Genomic DNA, 18836 nt, shown 5'->3' with positions numbered 1-18836 from the left:
AGTGGTAAGGCCGGTTAGAACCGCCCTTACCACTCACGAGGTGGTCAGGCGTTGCGGCGAAGCAGGTAGCCGACGGCCGTCGCGCTCAAGAACAACGCGGCGAAAGCCGCCACCACGGCCACCGTGAACGGACCGGCCACAGGTTGCTGCGAGGTCAAGGCGCGCAGGAGCGGATTGGCCAGCGGCAGCCACTTCACCAGGAGCACGGCCGCGAGGGCGAAGATCGCGGCCAGCACGGACCAGCCGACGCGCGGGATCAGCAGCCGTGAACAGGGCAGGCCGATCGCGATCCCGAACAGCGCGCACAACGCGTGGACCGCGGCACCGAGAGCGAAGGTGCCGATCGTGAGGCCGCCGGTCCGGAGGCCGGACCACAGCACCGTCACGAGGATCAGCACGACGGCACAGCCGAAGACCGCCAGTGCGGCGCCGCCGAGGACCGATCGCCAGCGCCGGGCGTGGCTGAAGGTCACCAGCCGCTGGACCGGATCCTCGATGTCGAGCATCGCGATCGTCAGCCAGCACGAGACCACCAGGAGCGAACCCGCGCTGATCCCGTACTGCGGCAGCAGCGGCGACTTCGGATCGGTGTAGAGCACGGTGTTGACCGCGAGGTAGGCGAGGATCGCGGGGAGATAGCGCTGGGAATGGCCGAGCAGCGCCAGGTAGTAGCGCGTCATGGCGAGCACGGCGCCACCTCCCGGACCGAAAAGCCGCGGTTGAGCGCGCGCAGCAGGACGGCGTCCGTGTGCCCGGCTTCGACCGTCAGGACGACTCTTTCGCCCTCGGTCACGGCCTGACTGACGCCGGGTTCCGACGACCAGTCGCCGCCGGGTCCGTGGAGGACGATCCTGGTCGCGTTTTCGGCCTTCGCCGCGGATTCGACGCGGGTCAGGAGGCCGGCGTCCATCCGGTGGACGTCGTCGGCGTGGGCGTGCACGGCGGCGGCCCGGTGGTCGGTGAAGACCACGCTCGCGCCGCGTTCCCTGGTCTCGGCGACAATTTCGCCGAGCACCGTGTGGGCTTCGACGTCGAGGCCGGACCAGGGCTCGTCGAGGATCAGCAGCTCCGGCCGGACGAGGACGGCTTGGGCGAGGCCGACCTTTTGGGCGTTGCCCTTCGACAGGGTCCGCAAGGGCGCGTCCGGCCCGCCGACCAGCGCGAGCCTGTCCAGCAAAGGGTCGATGGCCGACAAGTCGACAAGGCCGTCGATGCGGGCCATGTGCCGCAGATAGGCCCTGGCACTCATCCGCTGCCCCGCCGGGAAACGGTCCGGCAGGTAGCCGACACGGGGGCTGCCGACGACGGTTCCCGAGGTTTCACGGGAAAGTGCCGCGAGGATCCTGAGCAGCGTCGACTTCCCCGAGCCGTTCGAGCCGAGGATGCCGATGACGCGGCCTGCCGGGACGTCGAGGTCGACGTCGACGAGTACGGGTTCGCCGCGGCCGTAACGCTTACCGACTCCTTCGAGCCGGATCAGCGAGGTCACGCAGCAGCGGCCTTCTGCAGCGCGCGAGTCGCCTGTTCGAGTTCTTCGACCGTGGCGTCGGAGACCGGGTGCCCGGCGGACGCCATCCAGTTCGCCAGCATCCGGTGCCCGCCCTGCGTGAGCACGGACTCGGGGTGGAACTGGACGCCTTCGAGCGGCAGCTCGCGGTGCCGCATGCCCATCACGACACCGGACTCGGTGCGGCCTGTGATCTCGAACACGGCACTGTCGATCGTTTCGGGCAAAACGGTCAGCGAGTGGTACCGCGTGGCGGTGAATTCACCGGGCAGTCCGGCGAGCACTCCGTCGCCCGAATGGTGGACTTGACTCGTCTTTCCGTGCAGCAGTTCGGGGGCGCGATCGACGGTGGCGCCGAAGACGACACCCAAGGCCTGGTGGCCGAGGCAGACGCCGAGCATCGGGATGCGCCCGTCGGCGCATTTGCGGATGACGTCCATGCTCTGACCAGCACGTTCCGGGGTTCCGGGACCGGGAGAGACGAGGACCGCGTCGAACTCGCCGAGCTTGTCGATCTCCACGACGTCGTTACGCCAGACGGTGCAGTCGGCGCCGAGCTGGGCCAGGTACTGGACCAGGTTGTAGACAAAACTGTCGTAGTTGTCGACGACGAGCACGCGCATGCGTTCAGCTTAGCGGCTCCCAGCAGGTGGACCGTACGCCAGATCACAATGATTGTTAGGGCAACCTAACTTACCGTGGTAGGGGTGAGCCGTTCTCTTCGTGTAGCCATCGTGGGTGCCGGTCCGGCCGGCATCTACGCCGCCGACATCCTCGACAAGTCCGACGCCGACGTGACGATCGACCTGTTCGAGCGCATGCCGGCGCCGTTCGGGCTGATCCGGTACGGCGTCGCGCCCGACCACCCCCGGATCAAGGGCATCGTCACCGCCCTGCACAAGGTCCTCGACAAGCCGAACATCCGCTTGCTGGGCAACGTCGACTACGGGACCGACCTCAAGCTCGACGATCTGCGCCAGTTCTACGACGCGGTGATCTTCTCGACCGGCGCCATGGCCGACCGCGCGCTCGACATCCCCGGGATCGACCTCGACGGCAGCTACGGCGCCGCCGACTTCGTTTCCTGGTACGACGGGCACCCGGACGTGCCGCGCACCTGGCCGCTGAACGCGACCTCGGTCGCCGTTCTCGGTGTCGGGAACGTGGCGCTCGACGTGGCCCGGATCCTCGCGAAGACCGCTGACGAGCTGCTCAGCACCGACATCCCGGACAACGTCTACCAGGGCTTGAAGGCCAGCCCGGTCACCGACGTGCACGTGTTCGGGCGTCGTGGCCCGGCTCAGGCGAAGTTCACGCCGCTCGAACTCCGCGAGCTGGACCACTCGCCGAACGTCGAGGTCATCGTGAACCCGGAGGACATCGAGTTCGACGAGGGCAGCATCACCGCGCTGCGGGCGTCGAAGCAGATCGACATGGTCGTGAAGACGCTGCAGGAGTGGGCGATCCGCGACCAGGGTGACCGGCCGAAGCGGCTGCACCTGCACTTCCTGCACTCGCCGTGCGAGATCGTCGGCGAGGACGGCAAGGTGACCGGCCTGCGGACCGAGCGCACCGAACTGACCGGTGACGGCAATGCGCGCGGCACCGGCGAATTCCACGACTGGGACGTCCAGGCCGTCTACCGCGCGGTGGGTTACCTGTCGTCTCACCTGCCGGAGATCCCCTTCGACCACACCACCGGGACCGTGCCGAACCAGGCGGGCCGGGTGCTGGACATCGACGAGGACCAGGTGCCGGGCGTCTACGTGACCGGCTGGATCAAACGTGGCCCCGTCGGCCTCATCGGCCACACCAAGGGCGACGCGGCCGAGACGATCGCGAGCCTGCTGGCCGACGCCGACAACCTGACGGCCCCGGCCATCGACGATCCCGACGCGATCCTCGGCTTCCTCGCCGAGCGCGGCGTTCCCTTCACCACCTGGGAAGGCTGGGGCAAGCTCGACGCCCACGAAAAGTCCCTCGGCGTCCCGCACGGCCGCGAACGCGTCAAGGTCGTGGAACGCGACGAAATGACCCACATTTCCCGCTCTTGACTCACCTACCCAGCCCCCCACCCGTCCCAGGGGGCGGCCCCGAACCCAGTCTACCGGCTGGCATCGGGAAAAGGGCTGGTCAGACGGGGTTGTCCACAGCCGGGAAGGGTTGTGAACAACTGTCGGGCAAGTCATGAAGGGCCTCACCGAGCGTGGGGTCCTTCTTGGCGTTTCGGGGTGGGTGTGCGAGCGGACTGTGTGGATTTTGGTGCGTTGGGCGACCAGAAATCCACACAGTCCTGCGTGAACGGTCGAATCCGGTGGGGGTGTGTGGAAATAGGGACACTCAACGTCCCTATTTCCACACACCCCCCCCCACCCTCAGCGGCCTCCCGCGAGGCCGCGGACTGACAGCCCGCCAGGTCAGGAACCCAGGTACGCCAGGACCGCGAGCACCCGGCGGTTCGTGTCGTCCGAAGCGACGATGCCGAGCTTCGCGAAGATGTTCGCGGTGTGCTTCCCCACCGCCCCCTCGCTGAAGTGCAGCCGCCCGGCGATGGCGGCGTTGGAACAGCCCTCGGCCATCAATCCGAGCACTTCGCGTTCGCGCGGGGTCAGGGCCGCCAGCGGGTCGGAGGCGTTGCCCGCCACCAGTTTCGCGATCACCTCGGGATCCATCGCGGTCCCGCCGCCCGCCACCCGCCGCACCGCGTCGATGAACTGGTCGGCGTTGAAGACCCGGTCCTTCAGCAGATAGCCGATCGCGCCGGCGCCGTCGGCCAGCAGTTCCCGCGCGTAGAGCTGCTCGACGTGTTGTGACAGCACGAGAATCGGCAATCCGGGGATGTCGCGTCGCACCGCCAACGAGACCTGCAAGCCCTCGTCGGTGAGCGTCGGCGGCATCCGGACGTCCACGACCGAGACGTCCGGACGGTGCGCCCGCAGCGCCCGCTCCAGTTCCGGCCCGGTCCCGACCGCCTCGACGACGTCGAAACCGTGTGCCGTCAGCAAATGCGTCAATCCGTCCCGGAGGAGGTACTGGTCCTCGGCGACGACGCATCGGGGTCGAGCTGACACGGGATCTCCAGGGTCGCCTTCGTCGGCCCGCCGGGCGGGCTGGTCAGAGCAAAAGTACCGTCGAAGGCGCCCAGCCTGCGTTCGATCCCGCGAATCCCGCTGCCCCGTGCCGCGTTCGCGCCGCCTTTCCCGTCGTCGGCCACCTCGATCCGCAGCACACCGTCGTCGTAACCGAGCTCGATCGACACTTTCCGCGCTTCACCGTGCTTCGCCGCGTTGCCCAGCAACTCGCTGACCGCGAAGTACGCGCACGCCTCCGCGGGCTGTTCGAGCCGAGGCAGCAGACCGCTCACGGAAGCCCGCAGCGGACTGTCCAGCGCCATCGCCCGCACCGCGTCGCCGAGACCGCGCTCGGACAACACCGGCGGGTGAATCCCCCGCACCAGCGACCGCACCTCCGTCAACGTTTCGGACGACGTCTGCCGCAACTCGGCGGCGAGCCGTTTCGCGGCGGCCGGATCGGTGTCGATCAGCGCCTCGACCGCGCCCAGCTTCATCCCCATCGCGACCAGCCGAGACTGGACCCCGTCGTGCAGATCCCGTTCGATACGCCGCATCTCGGCGGCCTGCGCCACCGACGCGTCCGTCCGCGTCTGCTTAAGCCGCTCGACACGTTGTTCCAGCCGCGAAGCTTCCGTCGGCCCCAGAAGCAGCTTCGCGAAGCGAGCCTCCTGACGCGCCAGCCACGGTGTCGCGACCAAGCCCACCACGAAAGCCGCCACCGCGACCGGAGTCAGCGCGAGCGCCTGCCCGTGCGTGGTCGCTTCGGGCAACCCGATCATCGAGAACCACTGCGTGGTCGACCAGGAGGTGTCCGTCCACTGGGCGATCGGCCGCCACACCCACAGTGCCAGGAAACCCATGAACCCGAAGAGCACCAGCGCGGCCGTCGGCAGCATCATCAGCAACAGGACGACGGAGTTGACCACCGCGCCCGCCAGGTCACGCCAGGTCGCCCTGTCCCGCATCACCCAGCGCAACCGGTCCAGCCGCGCGGGCCACCACGGTGTGTCGTACAGCTGCCGCCGGTACTGGTACATCCCGTCCGGCCGCGGGACGGGGAACGGCGGCTCCGGCAGATACGGGCGGTCGATCCGCACACCGGTCCAGTTCCTGGCCTCACGGCGCAGTGTGTCGGTCACCGTCCGGCCCGCGATCACCAGCGTGGGGAACGCCGGCGCCGGCCCGATCAGCACGAGCATCGTCGGGACGGACATCCCGAGCTGCGCGACCGAAAGCCCGAAGAGGCCCATCTGGTGGCCCAGCGCCTTGAGATGCCGCCTGAGCCAGCCTTCGCCGCTCTGAGACGCGCGAGGTCCGAGCCACCATCGGGTCCAGTGGCCGTACGCCCGCAGCGCGCGCGGTCCGGTCAGCAGCACGGCAGGCACGAGCAACAGACCCGCGAACGGATTCCACAGCTGCCAGCCCAGGTCGCGGCCGGTCGCCGGATCGTCGGAGATCCACTCGAACCGTTTGGTCCACTTGATGAACCAAGACCGCTTGAACAGGCTGTTCCCTTCGCGGTACCAGCCATCTCGCTCGCGTTCCGGCTCCGGCGGGGCGGGCCGATAGGGCGGCTCGACCTCGATACCGCACCAGCGTCCGGACAGCCGCCGGGTGAGCGCGGCGCGCGGACGCATTCCCTCCAGGGCCAGCGTGTACGCGAAGACCAGCCCCAGGCAAAGCAGGCAGAAACCCACCAGTTCGACGAGGAGGTCCAGCCAGCTCACCAGGGCGAGCCCCGCGAGCACGAGGCCGCGGCGCACCGAGGTGAGGTACTTGCGAATCATGCGTGAAGTCTCGCTCACGGGCAGGCCCGAACGCAGTGGCCACAGCGCCACGACCGGGGTGGGTCCAGCTCCACCCCGGTTGTGGTCTCAGCGCCATTCTGGCCAGACCCCTTGCGCCATAACGTTTTTCGCATGCCACTCATCGAAGTCACCAACCTCCGCAAGACGTACGGGGAGCACGTCGCGGTCGACGACGTTTCGTTCCACGTGGAACAGGGCGAGATCTTCGGGATCCTCGGGACCAACGGCGCGGGCAAGACCACCACCGTCGAATGCCTCCAGGGACTGCGGACGCCGGACTCCGGCAGCATCTCGGTCCTCGGCCTCGACCCCGGCAAGGACCACGCCGCTCTCCGGCAGCGCCTCGGCTCCCAGCTCCAGGAAAGCCGCCTGCCGGAAAAGCTCAAGGTCCAGGAGGCGCTCGACCTCTACGCCTCCTTCTACGCGAACCCCGCCGACACCGGTGACCTGCTCGCGAAGCTCGGGCTCACCGACCAGCGGAACAAGTACTTCGGCAAGCTTTCCGGCGGGCAGAAGCAGCGCGTCTCGATCGCGCTCGCGCTGGTCGGCCGCCCCGAGGTCGCCGTCCTCGACGAGCTGACCACCGGACTCGACCCCCACGCCCGCCGTGACACCTGGAAGCTCGTCGAGAGCGTGCGCGACGCGGGCGTCACCGTCCTGCTCGTCACGCACTTCATGGACGAGGCCGAACGCCTTTGCGACCGCCTCGCGGTCTTCGACGCCGGGCGCGTGGTCGCCACCGGCACCCCCGCGGACCTCCGCGACCGCACCGGAAAAACCTCGTTGGACGACGCTTTCGTGACCCTGACCGGCCGCGACTGAAAGGGAGAAGGACAGTGAACACGCTCACCAAGATCACTTTCACCGAAACGAAACTGGCGCTGCGGTCACCGATCTGGGTCCTCTCGGGGCTGCTGTCGCCGACCGTGCTGTTGCTCGGTCTGGGCGCCATCCCGGCCTTGCGAACGGAGAGCGAGAAGACACCAGGCATGCGATTCATCGACGCGTGGGTGCCCTCGCTGGTGGTGCTCACCATCGCCCTGATGGGTCTGCAGGCGATCCCGTCCGTGATCGCGACCTATCGCGAACAAGGCATCCTCCGCCGCTTCGCCACCACGCCGGTGCGTCCGGCGAAACTGCTGGTGGCACAGCTGATCATCAACGTCTCCGTCACGATCGCCGGAGTCGGCCTGATGATCGTGCTCGGCTCTGCCGTCTTCGACGTCCCCGGGCCGCGGCATCCGCTCGGCTTCCTGCTCGCGTTCGCCCTCGGCACGACGGCGATCTTCGGTTTCGGGCTGATCGCCGCGTCGGTCGCCAAGACCGGCCGCGCGGCGGGCGGGATCGCGATGATCGCCTACATCCCGATCATGTTCCTCGGCGGTGTCTACCTGCCGCGTCCGTTGTTGCCGGAGGTCGTCCAGAACATCGGCGCGTACGTCCCGCCGGGCGTCAAGGCCATGGAGGACGCCTGGACCGGCGCCGGCGCCCAGCCGCTGCAACTCGCCGTCTTGGCGGCTTTCGCGGTGGGCAGTTGTGTCCTGGCGGCGAAGCTTTTTCGCTGGGAGTGACGACGGCTTCCGCCAAAGTGGTGATGATGATCGTTTTCTCTTGTGGGCCGAGCCGCAGGTGAGTAGTCAGGAAGACGGCCCACGTTCACCTGCGTCTCTCTCGGAGGTTCGATGTCTCTGGATGTATCGCCCGCGCTGCTTGAGAAGGCCGAGCGCGGGGAGGTCTCCGACGCCGAATTCGTCGCCTGCGTCCGGGAATCCCTGCCGTACGCCTGGACCGTGATCACCGGTGTCATCGCGGAGGCCGAGGGCGCGGCCGACGGGTTCGCCGACAACGAGACGCCGCCGCCGAGCGAAGCCGAACGCGGTCAGCTGCTGCGGGCGCTGGCCTCGGACGCCATCCGCGGCGGACTGGAACGGCACTTCGGCGTGAAGCTGGCGTTCCAGAACTGCCACCGGGTCGCCGTGTTCAAAAGGTCCCAAGTGGACAGTGACCGGTACCGCGCGTTCGTTTCGGTGCGCGGCCAGCTGCTGAACCAGAGCCCGGAACTCCGCGACTGCTAACCGTTCCGCAGCGCGGGTAGTACCTCTTCCCCGATCCGCGCGATGTTCTCGAGTGTTCCCTCCGGCGTACCGGACGCTTCCACCATCATGATCACGTGGGAGACCCCGGTACGCCGGATGCTCGTTCCCAGCCTGTCGACGCAGTACTCCACACCGCCGATCGGATGCATCTCGCACAACCGGTCGGTGTAGGAAACAGGGTCTTTTTCCAGCCCTCGCCGTCCGTCGAGGTACACATGGCCGGCGAACCCCTCCTTCAACGAGCCCGGCAACGCCGACCGCACGACGTCCAGCGCGTCGTCCCCCACCTGGCACATCACCGTCGAGACATGTCCGGCGGCGGGATCGCCGTACGCGGCAAGGGTTTCGATCTTGCCTTCGTCGTCGGTGTGCAGGCCGAGCAGCATCGGCAGGCCGCGGTCGGCGGCGAGCCGGACCGAGCTCGATCCGGCGTCGCCGCAGGCCACGACCAGGCGCGGAGCGCGCTGTGGCCGCGGCACCATCGGCACTTCACGGAATTCGAAGTGGTCGCTGTCGGCCGAGACGGTCTCCGAAGTCATCGCGGCGAGCAGCAGATCGAGGCTCTCCTCGAACCCCGTTTCGTAGCGGGACGCCCCGGTGCCGAACACCTCGAGGTCCTGCCACGGGCCACCACGACCGACGCCGATCCGCAGCCGTCCGCCGGAAACGGCGTCGAGCAGCGACCACTGCTCCGCGAGCGCCACCGGATGCGCGACCGACAGCACGCTCACCGCGGTGCCGACCGCGATCCGCTCGGTGCGGCCGAGCACGTGCGCGGCGAGGGTGATCGCGGACGGGCAGACGCCGTACGGCATGAAGTGGTGCTCGGCGAACCAAACGTCGTCGAACCCGGCCCGCTCGGCGGCGACGGCGGCGTCGACCGACCTGCGCAGGACGTCGGCGTCCTCCTGCCCGGGGAACCGGCCGGAGACGAGGAAGACGCCGAACCGCACGCCTACTGGACGCTCACTTCGTTGAACCACAGTCGTGGCTCCAGCCACGGGAAGACGACGAACATCAGCAACGCCACGATCCCGAGCGCCAGCACGACCGCCATGGTCAGCTTCGCCGCGAAGGGGCCCGGCAGCTTGCGCCAGATCCAGCCGTACATCAGCGCGCCTCCGAGATCTTGGGCAGCAGTTCGGCGTAGGTGCCCACCTGGTTCTTCGGCACCTGCTGGGCCAGCACCGAGTGGATGATGAGCCGCTCGCGCGCCGAGAACTTCGGGTGACACGTCGTCAGCGTGAGCAGCGAGACCTGATCGGCCTTCGGCAGGATCTCCGGATCCTTGTACGGCACCGGGTTCACCGTGTCGCCCTTGGTCGGGAACACGATGCGGCGGCCGTTGGTCTCGCCGTAGGCGCCGCCGTCGACGGCGTTCGGGTTACGCAGCGTCCCGACGTTCTTGCACTTCGGGTCGGCGCCCTTGCCCGCGGCCCAGCCCTCGACCTCGTCCTTGTAGGGCAGCACCTTGTAGATGTAGAAGTCGGTCTGCGTCTCGATGATGATCTGGTCGCACGAGGTGAGGTTGTCCAGATCGTTGAACGGCGCGCCCTTGCCGACCCGGTGGCCGGCGATGGCGAAGTTGCCCGGCTCGCCCGGCAGCGCGGTGCCCTTGTAGTGGCCCGGCCCGACCTCGAGCGCGGCCTCGGTGGTGCCTTCCTGGATGGTGAAGTTGAAGTCGGCGCCGAACACCGGGATGTGGATCCTGGCGAACGCCTTCCCGTCGACCAGATCCGGATGCAGCTGCCGGTCCTTCGACCAGTCGCCGTCCAGCTCCGAACTCGCCTCCGACTGCTTGCCCGCGGAGAAGAGGTCGGTCACGTAGACCTCGTAGACCATGAACAGCAGCACCACCAGCCCGGCGGTGATGAGGAGCTCTCCGACGGTCCGGACGGCGACTCCGCCCTTGCCCAGTTCCCGGGGCGGGCGTTCCTCGGTCGCGACACCACCGCCGACCGGTTCGAAGATCACGGTCTCCTCGGTCGACCCCGGCGGCGGCACGGGACGACGGCGCGGCGGAGGCCCGTCCATCCGGCGTCGCGGCGGTGGCCCGTCCGGTGACCTGCCCTCTTGCGGCCTCCGGTGCGGCACCGGACGGCCTTCACCGGGTGGTCGTTCGGAGTACCGCCGACGGTCCCCGCCCGGCTCTTCCCGCTCAGCCACGCAAAGCTCCTCAGTCTCGAACCAAGCCGCAGTGTCGAACCAGCACAGTGTCGAACCGTGTGTGACACCATTGTCACAGTGCGGGAAATCGACCGGTCCCGGACGGTGCCCAGCGGCGCTCGTTTACGTTAACGTGTGCACGTGGCGCTGGTTGCGCACCCGAAAGCGGGTCATCGCCACCAGGGAAGCCGAACAGTACGCGAGGAACACGATGCCTAAGTCCAAGGTCCGCAAGAAGACGGCGTACACCCCGCCGACCGACCGCCGCACGCCGGTGAAGGTCAAGGCCGCTGGCCCGTCGAACCTGTTCTACAAGATCGTGATGTTCGGTCTCATGCTGGTCGGCCTGATGTGGCTGGTCGTCAACTACATCGCGGGCGACAAGATCCCCTTCATGGCGGATCTGGGCAACACGAACTTCGCGATCGGCTTTGTGCTGATGATCGCCGGGCTGCTCATGACGATGCGGTGGCGGTGAGCATTACCCCGGTTGGCGGCTTGACGCCGAATTACACCGGTGTGACTCATCCCCAGTGTGGATAACCCCTGTGGATAACTACCCCACCTCGTGGGCGCCGCAGCAGAACGTTGTGGTAGTGGCCTGGGTGATCACCCTGTTGTTGCTGGCAGGCGTGGCGTGGCTGGCCATCGGTGGCGACGTCGGTGGCACCGTGCTGACAGGGGTCGCGATGCTCTCCGTGGGCGCGCTGGCGCTGCACGGGACCCTGTTCCGGCCCCGGCTGGCCGCGGGTCCCGACGGAATCCTGGCCAGGACCGTCGGCGGCGCGCACCGCTACTCGTGGACCGAAGCCCGGCTCCGGCTGCGCACGACGCGCCGTCTCGGCCGGGACAGTCTGACCCTCGAGGTCGAATCCGGCGAACACCTGCTGGTGTTCGGCCGGATCGACCTCGGCGAGGACCCCAGGGACGTCCTGGACGTCCTCACCGCCCTCAAGGGTCAGGCGTTGTCGTAGTAGTGGACGTCGCCGTTCGGGCCGTGTGACCAGCCCGGAACGGCCGGTCCGACCGCGGGCGGCGCGTACTCCCCGAAGATCTCGTACGGCGACGCCGGCGAGCAGATCGGGTTGATCTTCACGACGCAGGTCCGCAAGGACCCGCTGAACTTCGCCTTGACGTGCCGCGGCCGCTGGTCTTCCACCACCGCCTGACCGGCGGTGACCTCCCAGCCGCTCGCCGCGCCCGGCCCCGTCGTGCCGACGGTCTGCGTCGCCACCGACGAAGTGACACCGGGATCGCCGAAGCAGATTTTCAACGCCGCATCGACATAGGCGACACGCAGCGTGATCGCGCTGCCCGAGCCGAGGAAATAGCGTTTGGTGTAGGTCTGGCAGGTTTCCGCGGCCTCGCCTGCTTGCGCGACCGAGGGCACCAGCGCCGAAGCCAGCGCGGCGACGGCGGTGATCAGGACTGCCTTGCGAATCTTCATCTCAACCCCCACGGTGATGATGTTGCCGATCAACGTGAAGGTACCCAGTCATGTTGCTTCTCCACCGGGTAATCGCATAACCCACTCGGGGGAACCGGGACTACGCCGGGTAGCACCGGTAGACGAGTCTGCCGGCCTCGGGGACGCCCCCGCAGACGCTGGAAGCCGTCTGTACGTCCCGCCAGACCAGAAGCCCGATCAGCGCGACGACCACGATCGCGATCCCGCCGAGCTGCCACATGAGGCGGTTCTTCTCCGGCGCGTAGAGCAGCGCGAAGGTCGTCACCAGACCGGCGATGAAACCGCCCGCGTGCGCGAGGACGGAGATCCCCGGGACCTGGAACGTGATGAAGACGTTGAGCCCGAGCATGACGAGCAGCCACGTCGGATTGAGCCGCAGCCTGATGACGATGACCGCGTACGCGCCGATGAGCCCGAAGATGGCGCCCGAGGCACCGATCACCGGGGGTGCGTTGAGGTCCGTGAACACCAGGTTCGCGACCGAACCGCCGAGCATCGAGACGAAGTAGAGCGCGACGAACGGGATGCGGCCGAGCGCGGTCTCGAGCGGGCGGCCCACGAACCACAGCGAGAAGGCGTTGCTCGCGATGTGCAGGAGGCCGAACTGCAGGAACCCCGAGGTGAAGATCCGCCACCACTCGCCGTCCACCAGCGCCGCCGAATTCGACAGCTGGCCGTACTGGAAGACCTCCGAGTAGAAGTTCTCGGAGATGCTGCCCGCCTGGGCGACGGTGATGAAGAAGATGATGACGTTGAGCGCCAAGAGGACCGGCGTCACGACAGCCGTCCGAGGCTGCTGGGCGCCGGCGAGAGTGCGCGCGCCGTAACCGGCGTCGCGGTACTGCTTCTGCTGGACGCGGTCCTGCTGGCGGCCCGCCTGCACGCAGTCGGTGCAGTGGAAGCCCACGGAGGCTTCGCGCAGGCAATCCGGGCAGGCCGGACGCTCGCAGCGTGAACAGCTCAGCCCGGTCGGCCGGTTCGGGTGCCACCAGCAGCCGGGCATGGCGGCCTGCTGGTACTGGGGATTCGGTGGTTGGCTCACGATGCCACCAACCTACCGAAATCCCCCGTATCAGGCCGTGTGATCAGCGTTGTCAGCCCTCGCGGCTGATGCTGACCTTCTCGATGACGACGTCCTGCAGCGGACGGTCGGCCGGACCGGTCGCCGTGCGCCCGATGGCGTCGACGACGTCGCGGGAAGCCTGGTCCGCCACCTCGCCGAAGATCGTGTGCTTGAAGTTCAGGTGCGTCGTCGGCGCGACGGTGATGAAGAACTGCGAGCCGTTGGTGCCGGGTCCGGCGTTGGCCATCGCCAGCAGGTACGGCTTGGAGAACTGGAGCTCCGGGTGGAACTCGTCGCCGAACTTGTAGCCGGGGCCACCGCGGCCGGTGCCGGTCGGGTCGCCGCCCTGGAGCATGAAACCGTCGATGACGCGGTGGAAGATCGACCCGTTGTAGAACGGGCCCGAGTTCTCGCCCTGAGCGTTGGGCTGCGTGTACTCCTTGCTGCCCTCGGCGAGCCCGACGAAGTTCGCGACCGTCTTGGGCGCGTGGTCGGGGAACAGGTTCAGGTTGATGTCACCCTGGTTGGTGTGCAGAGTGGCCTTCAACGCGCCACCAATGAGGGATCCCTTGCTTTCAGTCACGAGCTTCATCGTGCCATCTGCGGCAAGATCTGGGGAAAAGGGGCACGATAGGTTACAAGCAACGAAGCAGAATCAAAACGATTGATGAGGTGAAGGCCATGACCCGGGCCGCAGATTCGGTGAGCGAGTCGGCGAAGGCCGGCGCGCTCGGCCTGCGCAAACGTGCGGTTGAGGCGGGTAAGGAAGCCACCGCCCACGCCGTCGAGGTAGCCGAGCAGAAGCTCTCCGAGAGCGCCGGTGAGATCGCTAAGACCAGCCGTCGCGCGCGCAAGAAGCTCGCGAAGAAGACGGAACTGACCCGCAAGGAGCTCAAGCGGAGCTCCAAGGCGGCTCGTAAGGAGGCGCTGGCCAGGCTTTCCGAGATGCGGAAGCCGGGTCGCAAGGCGCGCAAGGCCGCGATCCTGGCCGCGAAGTCCACCGGCGAGTCCAAGCGCCGGGGCAAGAAGGATTTCAAGGCCGCGAAGAAGGACTTCAAGGCCGCGCTCGTCGAGGCGAAGTCCGCTGCCAAGGGGACGCGCAAGCGTCGTCGCTGGCCGTGGGTCATCGGCATCGCGGTGGTCGGCGCCGGAGCCGCCTACGCGTTGCGTTCCAAGCAGGAGCCGCCGGTCGCGCCCGCGCCGCCGAAGGCTCCGCCCGCTCCCCCCGCGAAGCCCGCCGCTCCGGCGGCGGCCGCGCCGAAGCCCCCTGCCGCGAAGCCTGCCGCTTCCGGTCCGGCTCCGGCGAAGCCCGCGGCCCCGAAGCCCGGTACCCCGAAGAACGGGCACCAGGCCTCGACCAGCTCCGCCGACAAGAAGAACTGACGCCCAACCTCCGTCTTCTGCTTGTCGCCAGGGCCGTCCAGTGACCCAAAAGGTCACTGGACGGCCCTTTCACGTCCAAGCCCCGAAGATCAACGCGCCCCACAACAGCACCGGCGGACTGTCTCGCCGATAGCGCGCCAGCGCGACGGCGAGACTTCACCAGTCGCGCGCCCTCCCTTGGGCCGAAGGCCCACGTAAACGCGATGAAGGGGCGCCTCTCCGCCCCACGTGAGTGGGAAGCGGATCGACGCCCCTTCGGCGCGTTTACGTCAGCGCGCGATTAGACAGCAGCAGCGTGCTTGTCGATCAGCTGGCCGAGGCGGGGAAGGGCCTCCTCGACGTTCTTCTTGCCGTTCGGGCGCAGCTTGCCGTAGACCTTCTTGATGCTGTCGCGGCTGCTCTTGTCGGCGCGCGCGTCGGTGACCGACAGGAGCGCGTCGGCGGCCTCGTCGCCGCGGCCGACCAGGTAGGCACCGAAGTCGTTGCCACCCTTGGCCTTGTAGTCGCCGTAGAACGGCTCGAGGGCACCGGTGAAGTCGTCGAGCAGCGCGTCGACGGCGGAGGGGATGATGCCCGGCTTGATCTTCTTGACGGCCGCGAAGCCGGTCTTCACGACGGCACCCGAAACGCCGCCCTTGTCCGAAACCTCGGCGTCGACGAGACCTTCGAAGTCGCTCACGACCGCCGGGCGACGGGTGGAGTCGAGCAAGATTTCCTTGAGGGTGTCAGCCACGAAACCTGTCCTTTTGTCTTATGGGGAGAAATGATCTTTTGTGCCGCCGAGCCACACCGCAAGGCGGCCTCCGCCGGATCTGGCGTTTGCGCTGGGTCCCGCGAACCCTCGCGCGTGCGGCACAGGGTAGTACAAGATCAACTTCACTCTGACGTGTGGATACCACTACCTAGAGCTGCAGCTCACCGATAGCCTCCTTCGCCACCGTACGTGCCTTGACGCTCTGCTTCTGGTTGGTGGTCACGACTACCGCGTTCCCGCCCTTCGCGACGGCGTAAACGGCGCCGTCACCGGACGGCTGGTAGCCGCCTTTCCAGCCCGTCGGTTCGTCGGCCGGGTTGGAGGTGTCGATGGGGGCGGCCTGGTCGACCAGTGCCTTGGCGACGGCGGGTTCCCCGACGTACACGCGCACGGTGAGCTGCAGTTTCCCGCTGAGCGCGTAGAAGAAACAGGTCGGATGCGGCTGGTCGGCCGAGGTCTTGACCTTGGAGACCTTCTGCCCGTTGGCGTCCGAAACGCGGTCGGCGCTGAGGTACGGGCAGGGGCCTTTGCCGGTGGGTTCCGGCGAGGGCGGGATCTGGGGCGCCGGAGTACTCGACGGCGCGGGCGAGCTCGCCGCGGACCGCGGCTGCTCCGTCGGCCCGCAGGCCGCCAAGAGCGGCACGACGAGCGACAAGATCAGAAGACGTCGCATGATGGTCCAGTGAAGCAGAGCGGCGCCCAGTGAAGCAGATCGGATCCTCACGTCGCCGCAACCATCGGCCCTGTTCATGCGACGATGGCGGTGCGTAGCGGTCTTCAGGAGGCATCAGTGCTCAGCAAAGAGCAATACCTGGGTGCGGTGGCGGAACGCATCCAGCGCAGCGGCGGCCGGTTGAACACGGTCCAGATCGGCCCCAGCGCGGCCGTCGTCGGCCTGTTCACCGAATCCGTGATGATGTCGACGATGAACTACTGCGTGGTCGCCGCGGCGATCCCGGAGGTGACCGCTCCCGCGTTGTACGACTTCACCGGCCTGGCGACGCAGCACGCGCGCGCGAACGTGATGGGGACCGTCGGCTGGACGGCGGCTTCGGTGGTCATCGCGGGCCTGATCGGTGACCGGGTGTATCCGGACGCCGCGCAGGCCGCGTCGGCGAAGTCCGGCAACCAGTTCGGCGGTGAGACGCGCATGGTGGCCGTGGACGTTTCGGCCGCGCAGATGTACGCGTTCGTCGGCGGGAAGCTGTGGGGCGCGGCGGTGCAGGGTTCGGTCAACGCGAAGCTGACGTTCTGTTTCCCGCAGCCCGCCGAGGTCTTCCAGCAGGTGCAGTGGGCGCAGTCGCAGGGCCAGCAGCCGCCGATGCCGCCGGGACCGCCGATGCCGCCGCCCGGTCAGCAGCCGCCTCCCGGCTGGCAGCCGCAGTATCCGGCCGGACCGCCGCCCGCGCAGGGTCCGCCGCCCGGCCAGCATCCGCCGCACTATCCGCCGCCCGCGCCCGGTTATCCGCAGCACGGCCAGCGCCCGCCGGGGTACTGACCGGTGACCGAAAAGTTGCGCGGCTGGCCTTCGTTTCCCGAGGAATTGCCGGAGTTCGATCCCGGGAGTACCCCGGGCACGCCCCGTGAGCTGTTCCTGGAGTGGCTGTACGAAGCCGGGGAGCACGTACTGGCGCCGCACGCCGTCACTCTGTCCACAGTGGACGCCGACGGGATTCCGGACGCGCGGGTCGTGATCCTCAAGGCCGTCGACGAGGACACCTGGGCGGTCGCGACGAGTTCCGAAAGCCCGAAAGGCGTTCAGCTGGCGAAGAATCCTCACGCCGCGCTGACCTTCTTCTGGCCGGGACGCGGCCGTCAGGTTCGGCTGCGCGGCCCGGTCTCGCCCGCCGATCCCGAGGTCTCCGCGGCCGATTTCACCGCCCGGCCGCCGGCGTCCCGGATGGAGGCGTTCATCGGCAGGCAGTCCCAGGTGCTCGAAGATCCGGCCGACCTCGACGACGCGGCCGAGGAAGCGCGCCGCTGGGTCGAGGAGAATCCGGGCGTGGCACCGGAAACCTGGACGCGCTATCTGGTGACGCCGTCCGAAGTGGAGTTCTGGCAGGCCAGCCATGACAGGCGGCACCAGCGTCTCCGCTATCGGCGCGAGAACGAACTCTGGGTCAAAGAACGCCTCTGGCCGTAAACGGCAATTGGGAACGACGATCGTCGGGTTGTCGTGGATGATTCACTTCGGCGACGGTGAACGGCACCCAAGTCCCCAGATCGTTCGGAGGCGAAATGTCCACACGCCGTCGCATCGGGGGCGCCTTGGCCGCCACAGGGCTCGCCCTGCTGGCCGTCACGACGCCCGTCGCGAGCGCCCAGACCGGCGACCCGGCGAGAGGGCTGTATTCGGTGGAGGGTGCCTCCACCCCCGACAAACGCACCGCCGTCAACCGCACCGGTGTCGACGTCGCGGGCTCGCGCGGTGACGCGCTGACCGTGGTCGCCACCCCCGGTCAGGCCGCGAGCCTGCGCGCGGAAGGGTTCAGCCTGAAGCCGCTCGGCGACTTCGACAGCATGCTGAAACAACGAAGCGGCCGGGCGGGCACCGCGGCGGTCGCCGGCGACTTCCCGCCGGGCGACGAGGCGTACCACACCTACGCCGAAACAACCGCTGAGCTGCAGAAAGCCGCGAAGGACCACGGCGACATCGCGACGCTGTCCAGTGTCGGCAAGTCCTACGAAGGCCGCGAGCTGAACCTGCTGAAGATCAGCGACAACGCGGGCACGGACGAGAACGAGCCCGAGGTCCTGTTCACCTGCAACCAGCACGCGCGCGAGCACCTCACCACGGAGATGTGCCTGCGGATCGTGCAGCGCTTCACCAGCGGGTACGCGACCGACCCCGCCATCAAGAAGATGGTCGACGAGCACGAGATCTACGTGATCCCGAACGTCAACCCGGACGGCTCCGAGTACGACATCACCGGTGGCGAGTACCAGGGCTGGCGCAAGACGCGGAAGCCGGTGCCGGGCAGCAGCGCCGTCGGCACCGACCCGAACCGCAACTGGGACTACAAGTGGAACTGCTGCGGCGGGTCGAGCAACAGCCCGTCCGCAGAGGACTACCACGGCCCGTCGGCGTTCTCCGAGTCCGAGACCAAGGCCGTCGCGGAGTTCGTGAACTCCCGGGTGGTCGGTGGCGCGCAGCAGATCAAGACGCACATCGACTTCCACACCTTCTCGGAACTCGTGCTCTGGCCGTACGGCTACACGAAGGCCGAGACCGACACCGGCCTCAATGAGGAAGAGGCGAAGCGCTTCGCCGACGTCGGCAAGAAGATGGCCGCCACCAACGGTTACACGCCCGAGCAGTCAAGCGATCTCTACGTCACCGACGGCGACGTCAACGACTGGGCGTGGGGCAAGCACAAGATCCTCAGCTACACCTTCGAGATGTACCCGAAGGACGGCGGGATCGACGGCTTCTACCCGCCCGCTTCGGTGATCCCGGAGCAGACCGCTCGCAACGACAAGGCGGTCGACATCCTGATCAACGAGGCCGGGGCCTGAC

The 18836-nt window shown here is 67.9% G+C and carries 23 protein-coding genes; 10 read left to right on the top strand and 13 right to left on the bottom strand.

Features of this window, described 5'->3' with window-relative positions; genetic code table 11:
* Positions 1-44 precede the first annotated feature (44 nt).
* The 3 genes from ACLJRM_RS09755 to ACLJRM_RS09745 are packed head-to-tail and all read right to left on the bottom strand — an operon-like array spanning position 45 to position 2130.
* Positions 45-689: a hypothetical protein gene (locus ACLJRM_RS09755; RefSeq protein WP_410662813.1), complete on the bottom strand. Its 645-nt coding sequence runs from the start codon at positions 687-689 to the stop codon at positions 45-47.
* A complete protein-coding gene (locus tag ACLJRM_RS09750) occupies positions 677-1489 on the bottom strand; it encodes an ATP-binding cassette domain-containing protein (RefSeq protein ID WP_174720486.1) in 813 nt (270 codons plus the stop codon). Before ACLJRM_RS09750 ends, ACLJRM_RS09755 begins: the two co-directional genes overlap by 13 nt.
* Positions 1486-2130, bottom strand: a complete 645-nt coding sequence (locus ACLJRM_RS09745) for an aminodeoxychorismate/anthranilate synthase component II (RefSeq protein WP_410662812.1) — start codon at positions 2128-2130, stop codon at positions 1486-1488. The genes ACLJRM_RS09750 and ACLJRM_RS09745 overlap by 4 nt, the downstream gene beginning before the upstream one ends.
* A 111-nt stretch (positions 2131-2241) precedes the next feature.
* Here ACLJRM_RS09745 and ACLJRM_RS09740 point away from each other — a divergent pair, with 111 nt between their 5' ends.
* Positions 2242-3561 carry an FAD-dependent oxidoreductase gene (locus ACLJRM_RS09740; RefSeq protein WP_101611613.1) on the top strand — a complete coding sequence of 440 codons (1320 nt, stop codon included), beginning with the start codon at positions 2242-2244 and terminating at the stop codon, positions 3559-3561.
* Positions 3562-3924: 363 nt separating this feature from the next.
* On the opposite strand, the gene ACLJRM_RS09735 is transcribed toward ACLJRM_RS09740, so the two are convergent.
* Positions 3925-4578, bottom strand: coding sequence for a response regulator (locus ACLJRM_RS09735; RefSeq protein ID WP_101611612.1), 654 nt, complete (start codon positions 4576-4578; stop codon positions 3925-3927).
* Positions 4518-6368 carry a sensor histidine kinase gene (locus ACLJRM_RS09730; RefSeq protein WP_101611611.1) on the bottom strand — a complete coding sequence of 617 codons (1851 nt, stop codon included), beginning with the start codon at positions 6366-6368 and terminating at the stop codon, positions 4518-4520. Before ACLJRM_RS09730 ends, ACLJRM_RS09735 begins: the two co-directional genes overlap by 61 nt.
* Positions 6369-6500: 132 nt before the next feature.
* Between ACLJRM_RS09730 and ACLJRM_RS09725 the strand changes: the two genes are divergently transcribed.
* The 3 genes from ACLJRM_RS09725 to ACLJRM_RS09715 all read left to right on the top strand — a co-directional run bounded on the left by ACLJRM_RS09725 (position 6501) and on the right by ACLJRM_RS09715 (position 8464).
* A complete protein-coding gene (locus ACLJRM_RS09725) occupies positions 6501-7211 on the top strand; it encodes an ABC transporter ATP-binding protein (RefSeq protein ID WP_101611610.1) in 711 nt (236 codons plus the stop codon).
* 14 nt (positions 7212-7225) lie between these two features.
* Positions 7226-7960, top strand: coding sequence for an ABC transporter permease (locus ACLJRM_RS09720; RefSeq protein WP_101611609.1), 735 nt, complete (start codon positions 7226-7228; stop codon positions 7958-7960).
* A 111-nt stretch (positions 7961-8071) separates the two neighbouring features.
* Entirely contained in the window at positions 8072-8464 is a 393-nt protein-coding gene (locus ACLJRM_RS09715; protein ID WP_410601593.1) for an SCO5389 family protein, read from the top strand.
* Here ACLJRM_RS09715 and ACLJRM_RS09710 read toward each other — a convergent pair.
* The 3 genes from ACLJRM_RS09710 to ACLJRM_RS09700 are packed head-to-tail and all read right to left on the bottom strand — an operon-like array spanning position 8461 to position 10519.
* Positions 8461-9438 (bottom strand): LLM class flavin-dependent oxidoreductase, encoded by a 978-nt coding sequence (locus ACLJRM_RS09710; RefSeq protein WP_168214459.1) that lies wholly within the window; start codon positions 9436-9438, stop codon positions 8461-8463. The two genes, ACLJRM_RS09715 and ACLJRM_RS09710, sit on opposite strands and share 4 nt — an antisense overlap.
* Before the next feature lie 2 nt (positions 9439-9440).
* Positions 9441-9596: a hypothetical protein gene (locus ACLJRM_RS09705; protein ID WP_101611606.1), complete on the bottom strand. Its 156-nt coding sequence runs from the start codon at positions 9594-9596 to the stop codon at positions 9441-9443.
* A complete protein-coding gene (locus ACLJRM_RS09700) occupies positions 9596-10519 on the bottom strand; it encodes a class E sortase (RefSeq protein ID WP_101611605.1) in 924 nt (307 codons plus the stop codon). Before ACLJRM_RS09700 ends, ACLJRM_RS09705 begins: the two co-directional genes overlap by 1 nt.
* A gap of 343 nt (positions 10520-10862) precedes the next feature.
* Between ACLJRM_RS09700 and crgA the strand changes: the two genes are divergently transcribed.
* Together crgA and ACLJRM_RS09690 are read left to right on the top strand one after the other, a co-directional pair.
* Positions 10863-11129, top strand: a complete 267-nt coding sequence (crgA, locus tag ACLJRM_RS09695) for a cell division protein CrgA (protein ID WP_101613637.1) — start codon at positions 10863-10865, stop codon at positions 11127-11129.
* 118 nt (positions 11130-11247) lie between these two features.
* On the top strand, positions 11248-11625 hold the full coding sequence (locus ACLJRM_RS09690; RefSeq protein WP_410662861.1) for a PH domain-containing protein: 378 nt from the start codon (positions 11248-11250) through the stop codon (positions 11623-11625).
* Here ACLJRM_RS09690 and ACLJRM_RS09685 read toward each other — a convergent pair.
* From ACLJRM_RS09685 to ACLJRM_RS09675, 3 genes are all read right to left on the bottom strand, one after another.
* Positions 11610-12098, bottom strand: a complete 489-nt coding sequence (locus ACLJRM_RS09685) for a hypothetical protein (protein WP_101613636.1) — start codon at positions 12096-12098, stop codon at positions 11610-11612. The two genes, ACLJRM_RS09690 and ACLJRM_RS09685, sit on opposite strands and share 16 nt — an antisense overlap.
* Positions 12099-12198: 100 nt before the next feature.
* Positions 12199-13161 carry a rhomboid family intramembrane serine protease gene (locus ACLJRM_RS09680; protein WP_410662811.1) on the bottom strand — a complete coding sequence of 321 codons (963 nt, stop codon included), beginning with the start codon at positions 13159-13161 and terminating at the stop codon, positions 12199-12201.
* A gap of 52 nt (positions 13162-13213) precedes the next feature.
* On the bottom strand, positions 13214-13774 hold the full coding sequence (locus ACLJRM_RS09675) for a peptidylprolyl isomerase (protein WP_168214457.1): 561 nt from the start codon (positions 13772-13774) through the stop codon (positions 13214-13216).
* 89 nt (positions 13775-13863) lie between these two features.
* Here ACLJRM_RS09675 and ACLJRM_RS09670 point away from each other — a divergent pair, with 89 nt between their 5' ends.
* Positions 13864-14565: a hypothetical protein gene (locus tag ACLJRM_RS09670; RefSeq protein ID WP_101611602.1), complete on the top strand. Its 702-nt coding sequence runs from the start codon at positions 13864-13866 to the stop codon at positions 14563-14565.
* Positions 14566-14845: 280 nt separating this feature from the next.
* Here ACLJRM_RS09670 and ACLJRM_RS09665 read toward each other — a convergent pair whose 3' ends face one another.
* Together ACLJRM_RS09665 and ACLJRM_RS09660 are read right to left on the bottom strand one after the other, a co-directional pair.
* Positions 14846-15298, bottom strand: coding sequence for a DUF6918 family protein (locus ACLJRM_RS09665; RefSeq protein ID WP_101611601.1), 453 nt, complete (start codon positions 15296-15298; stop codon positions 14846-14848).
* Between the two features lie 169 nt (positions 15299-15467).
* Entirely contained in the window at positions 15468-15992 is a 525-nt protein-coding gene (locus ACLJRM_RS09660; RefSeq protein ID WP_410662810.1) for a DUF2020 domain-containing protein, read from the bottom strand.
* A 117-nt stretch (positions 15993-16109) separates the two neighbouring features.
* Between ACLJRM_RS09660 and ACLJRM_RS09655 the strand changes: the two genes are divergently transcribed.
* The 3 genes from ACLJRM_RS09655 (at position 16110) to ACLJRM_RS09645 (ending at position 18835) form a co-directional block, all read left to right on the top strand.
* Complete coding sequence (locus ACLJRM_RS09655; RefSeq protein ID WP_410662809.1) at positions 16110-16817, top strand: hypothetical protein; 708 nt, start codon at positions 16110-16112, stop codon at positions 16815-16817.
* A gap of 3 nt (positions 16818-16820) precedes the next feature.
* Positions 16821-17462 carry a pyridoxal 5'-phosphate synthase gene (locus ACLJRM_RS09650; protein WP_101611599.1) on the top strand — a complete coding sequence of 214 codons (642 nt, stop codon included), beginning with the start codon at positions 16821-16823 and terminating at the stop codon, positions 17460-17462.
* A gap of 95 nt (positions 17463-17557) precedes the next feature.
* Complete coding sequence (locus ACLJRM_RS09645; RefSeq protein WP_410601587.1) at positions 17558-18835, top strand: M14 family metallopeptidase; 1278 nt, start codon at positions 17558-17560, stop codon at positions 18833-18835.
* Position 18836: the final 1 nt, after the last annotated feature.

The organism is Amycolatopsis sp. lyj-84 (assembly GCF_046549075.1).
Classification (GTDB): Bacteria; Actinomycetota; Actinomycetes; order Mycobacteriales; family Pseudonocardiaceae; genus Amycolatopsis.
The sequence above is the reverse complement of the archived record's forward strand: the minus strand, read 5'-3'. Positions and strand labels throughout refer to the sequence as shown.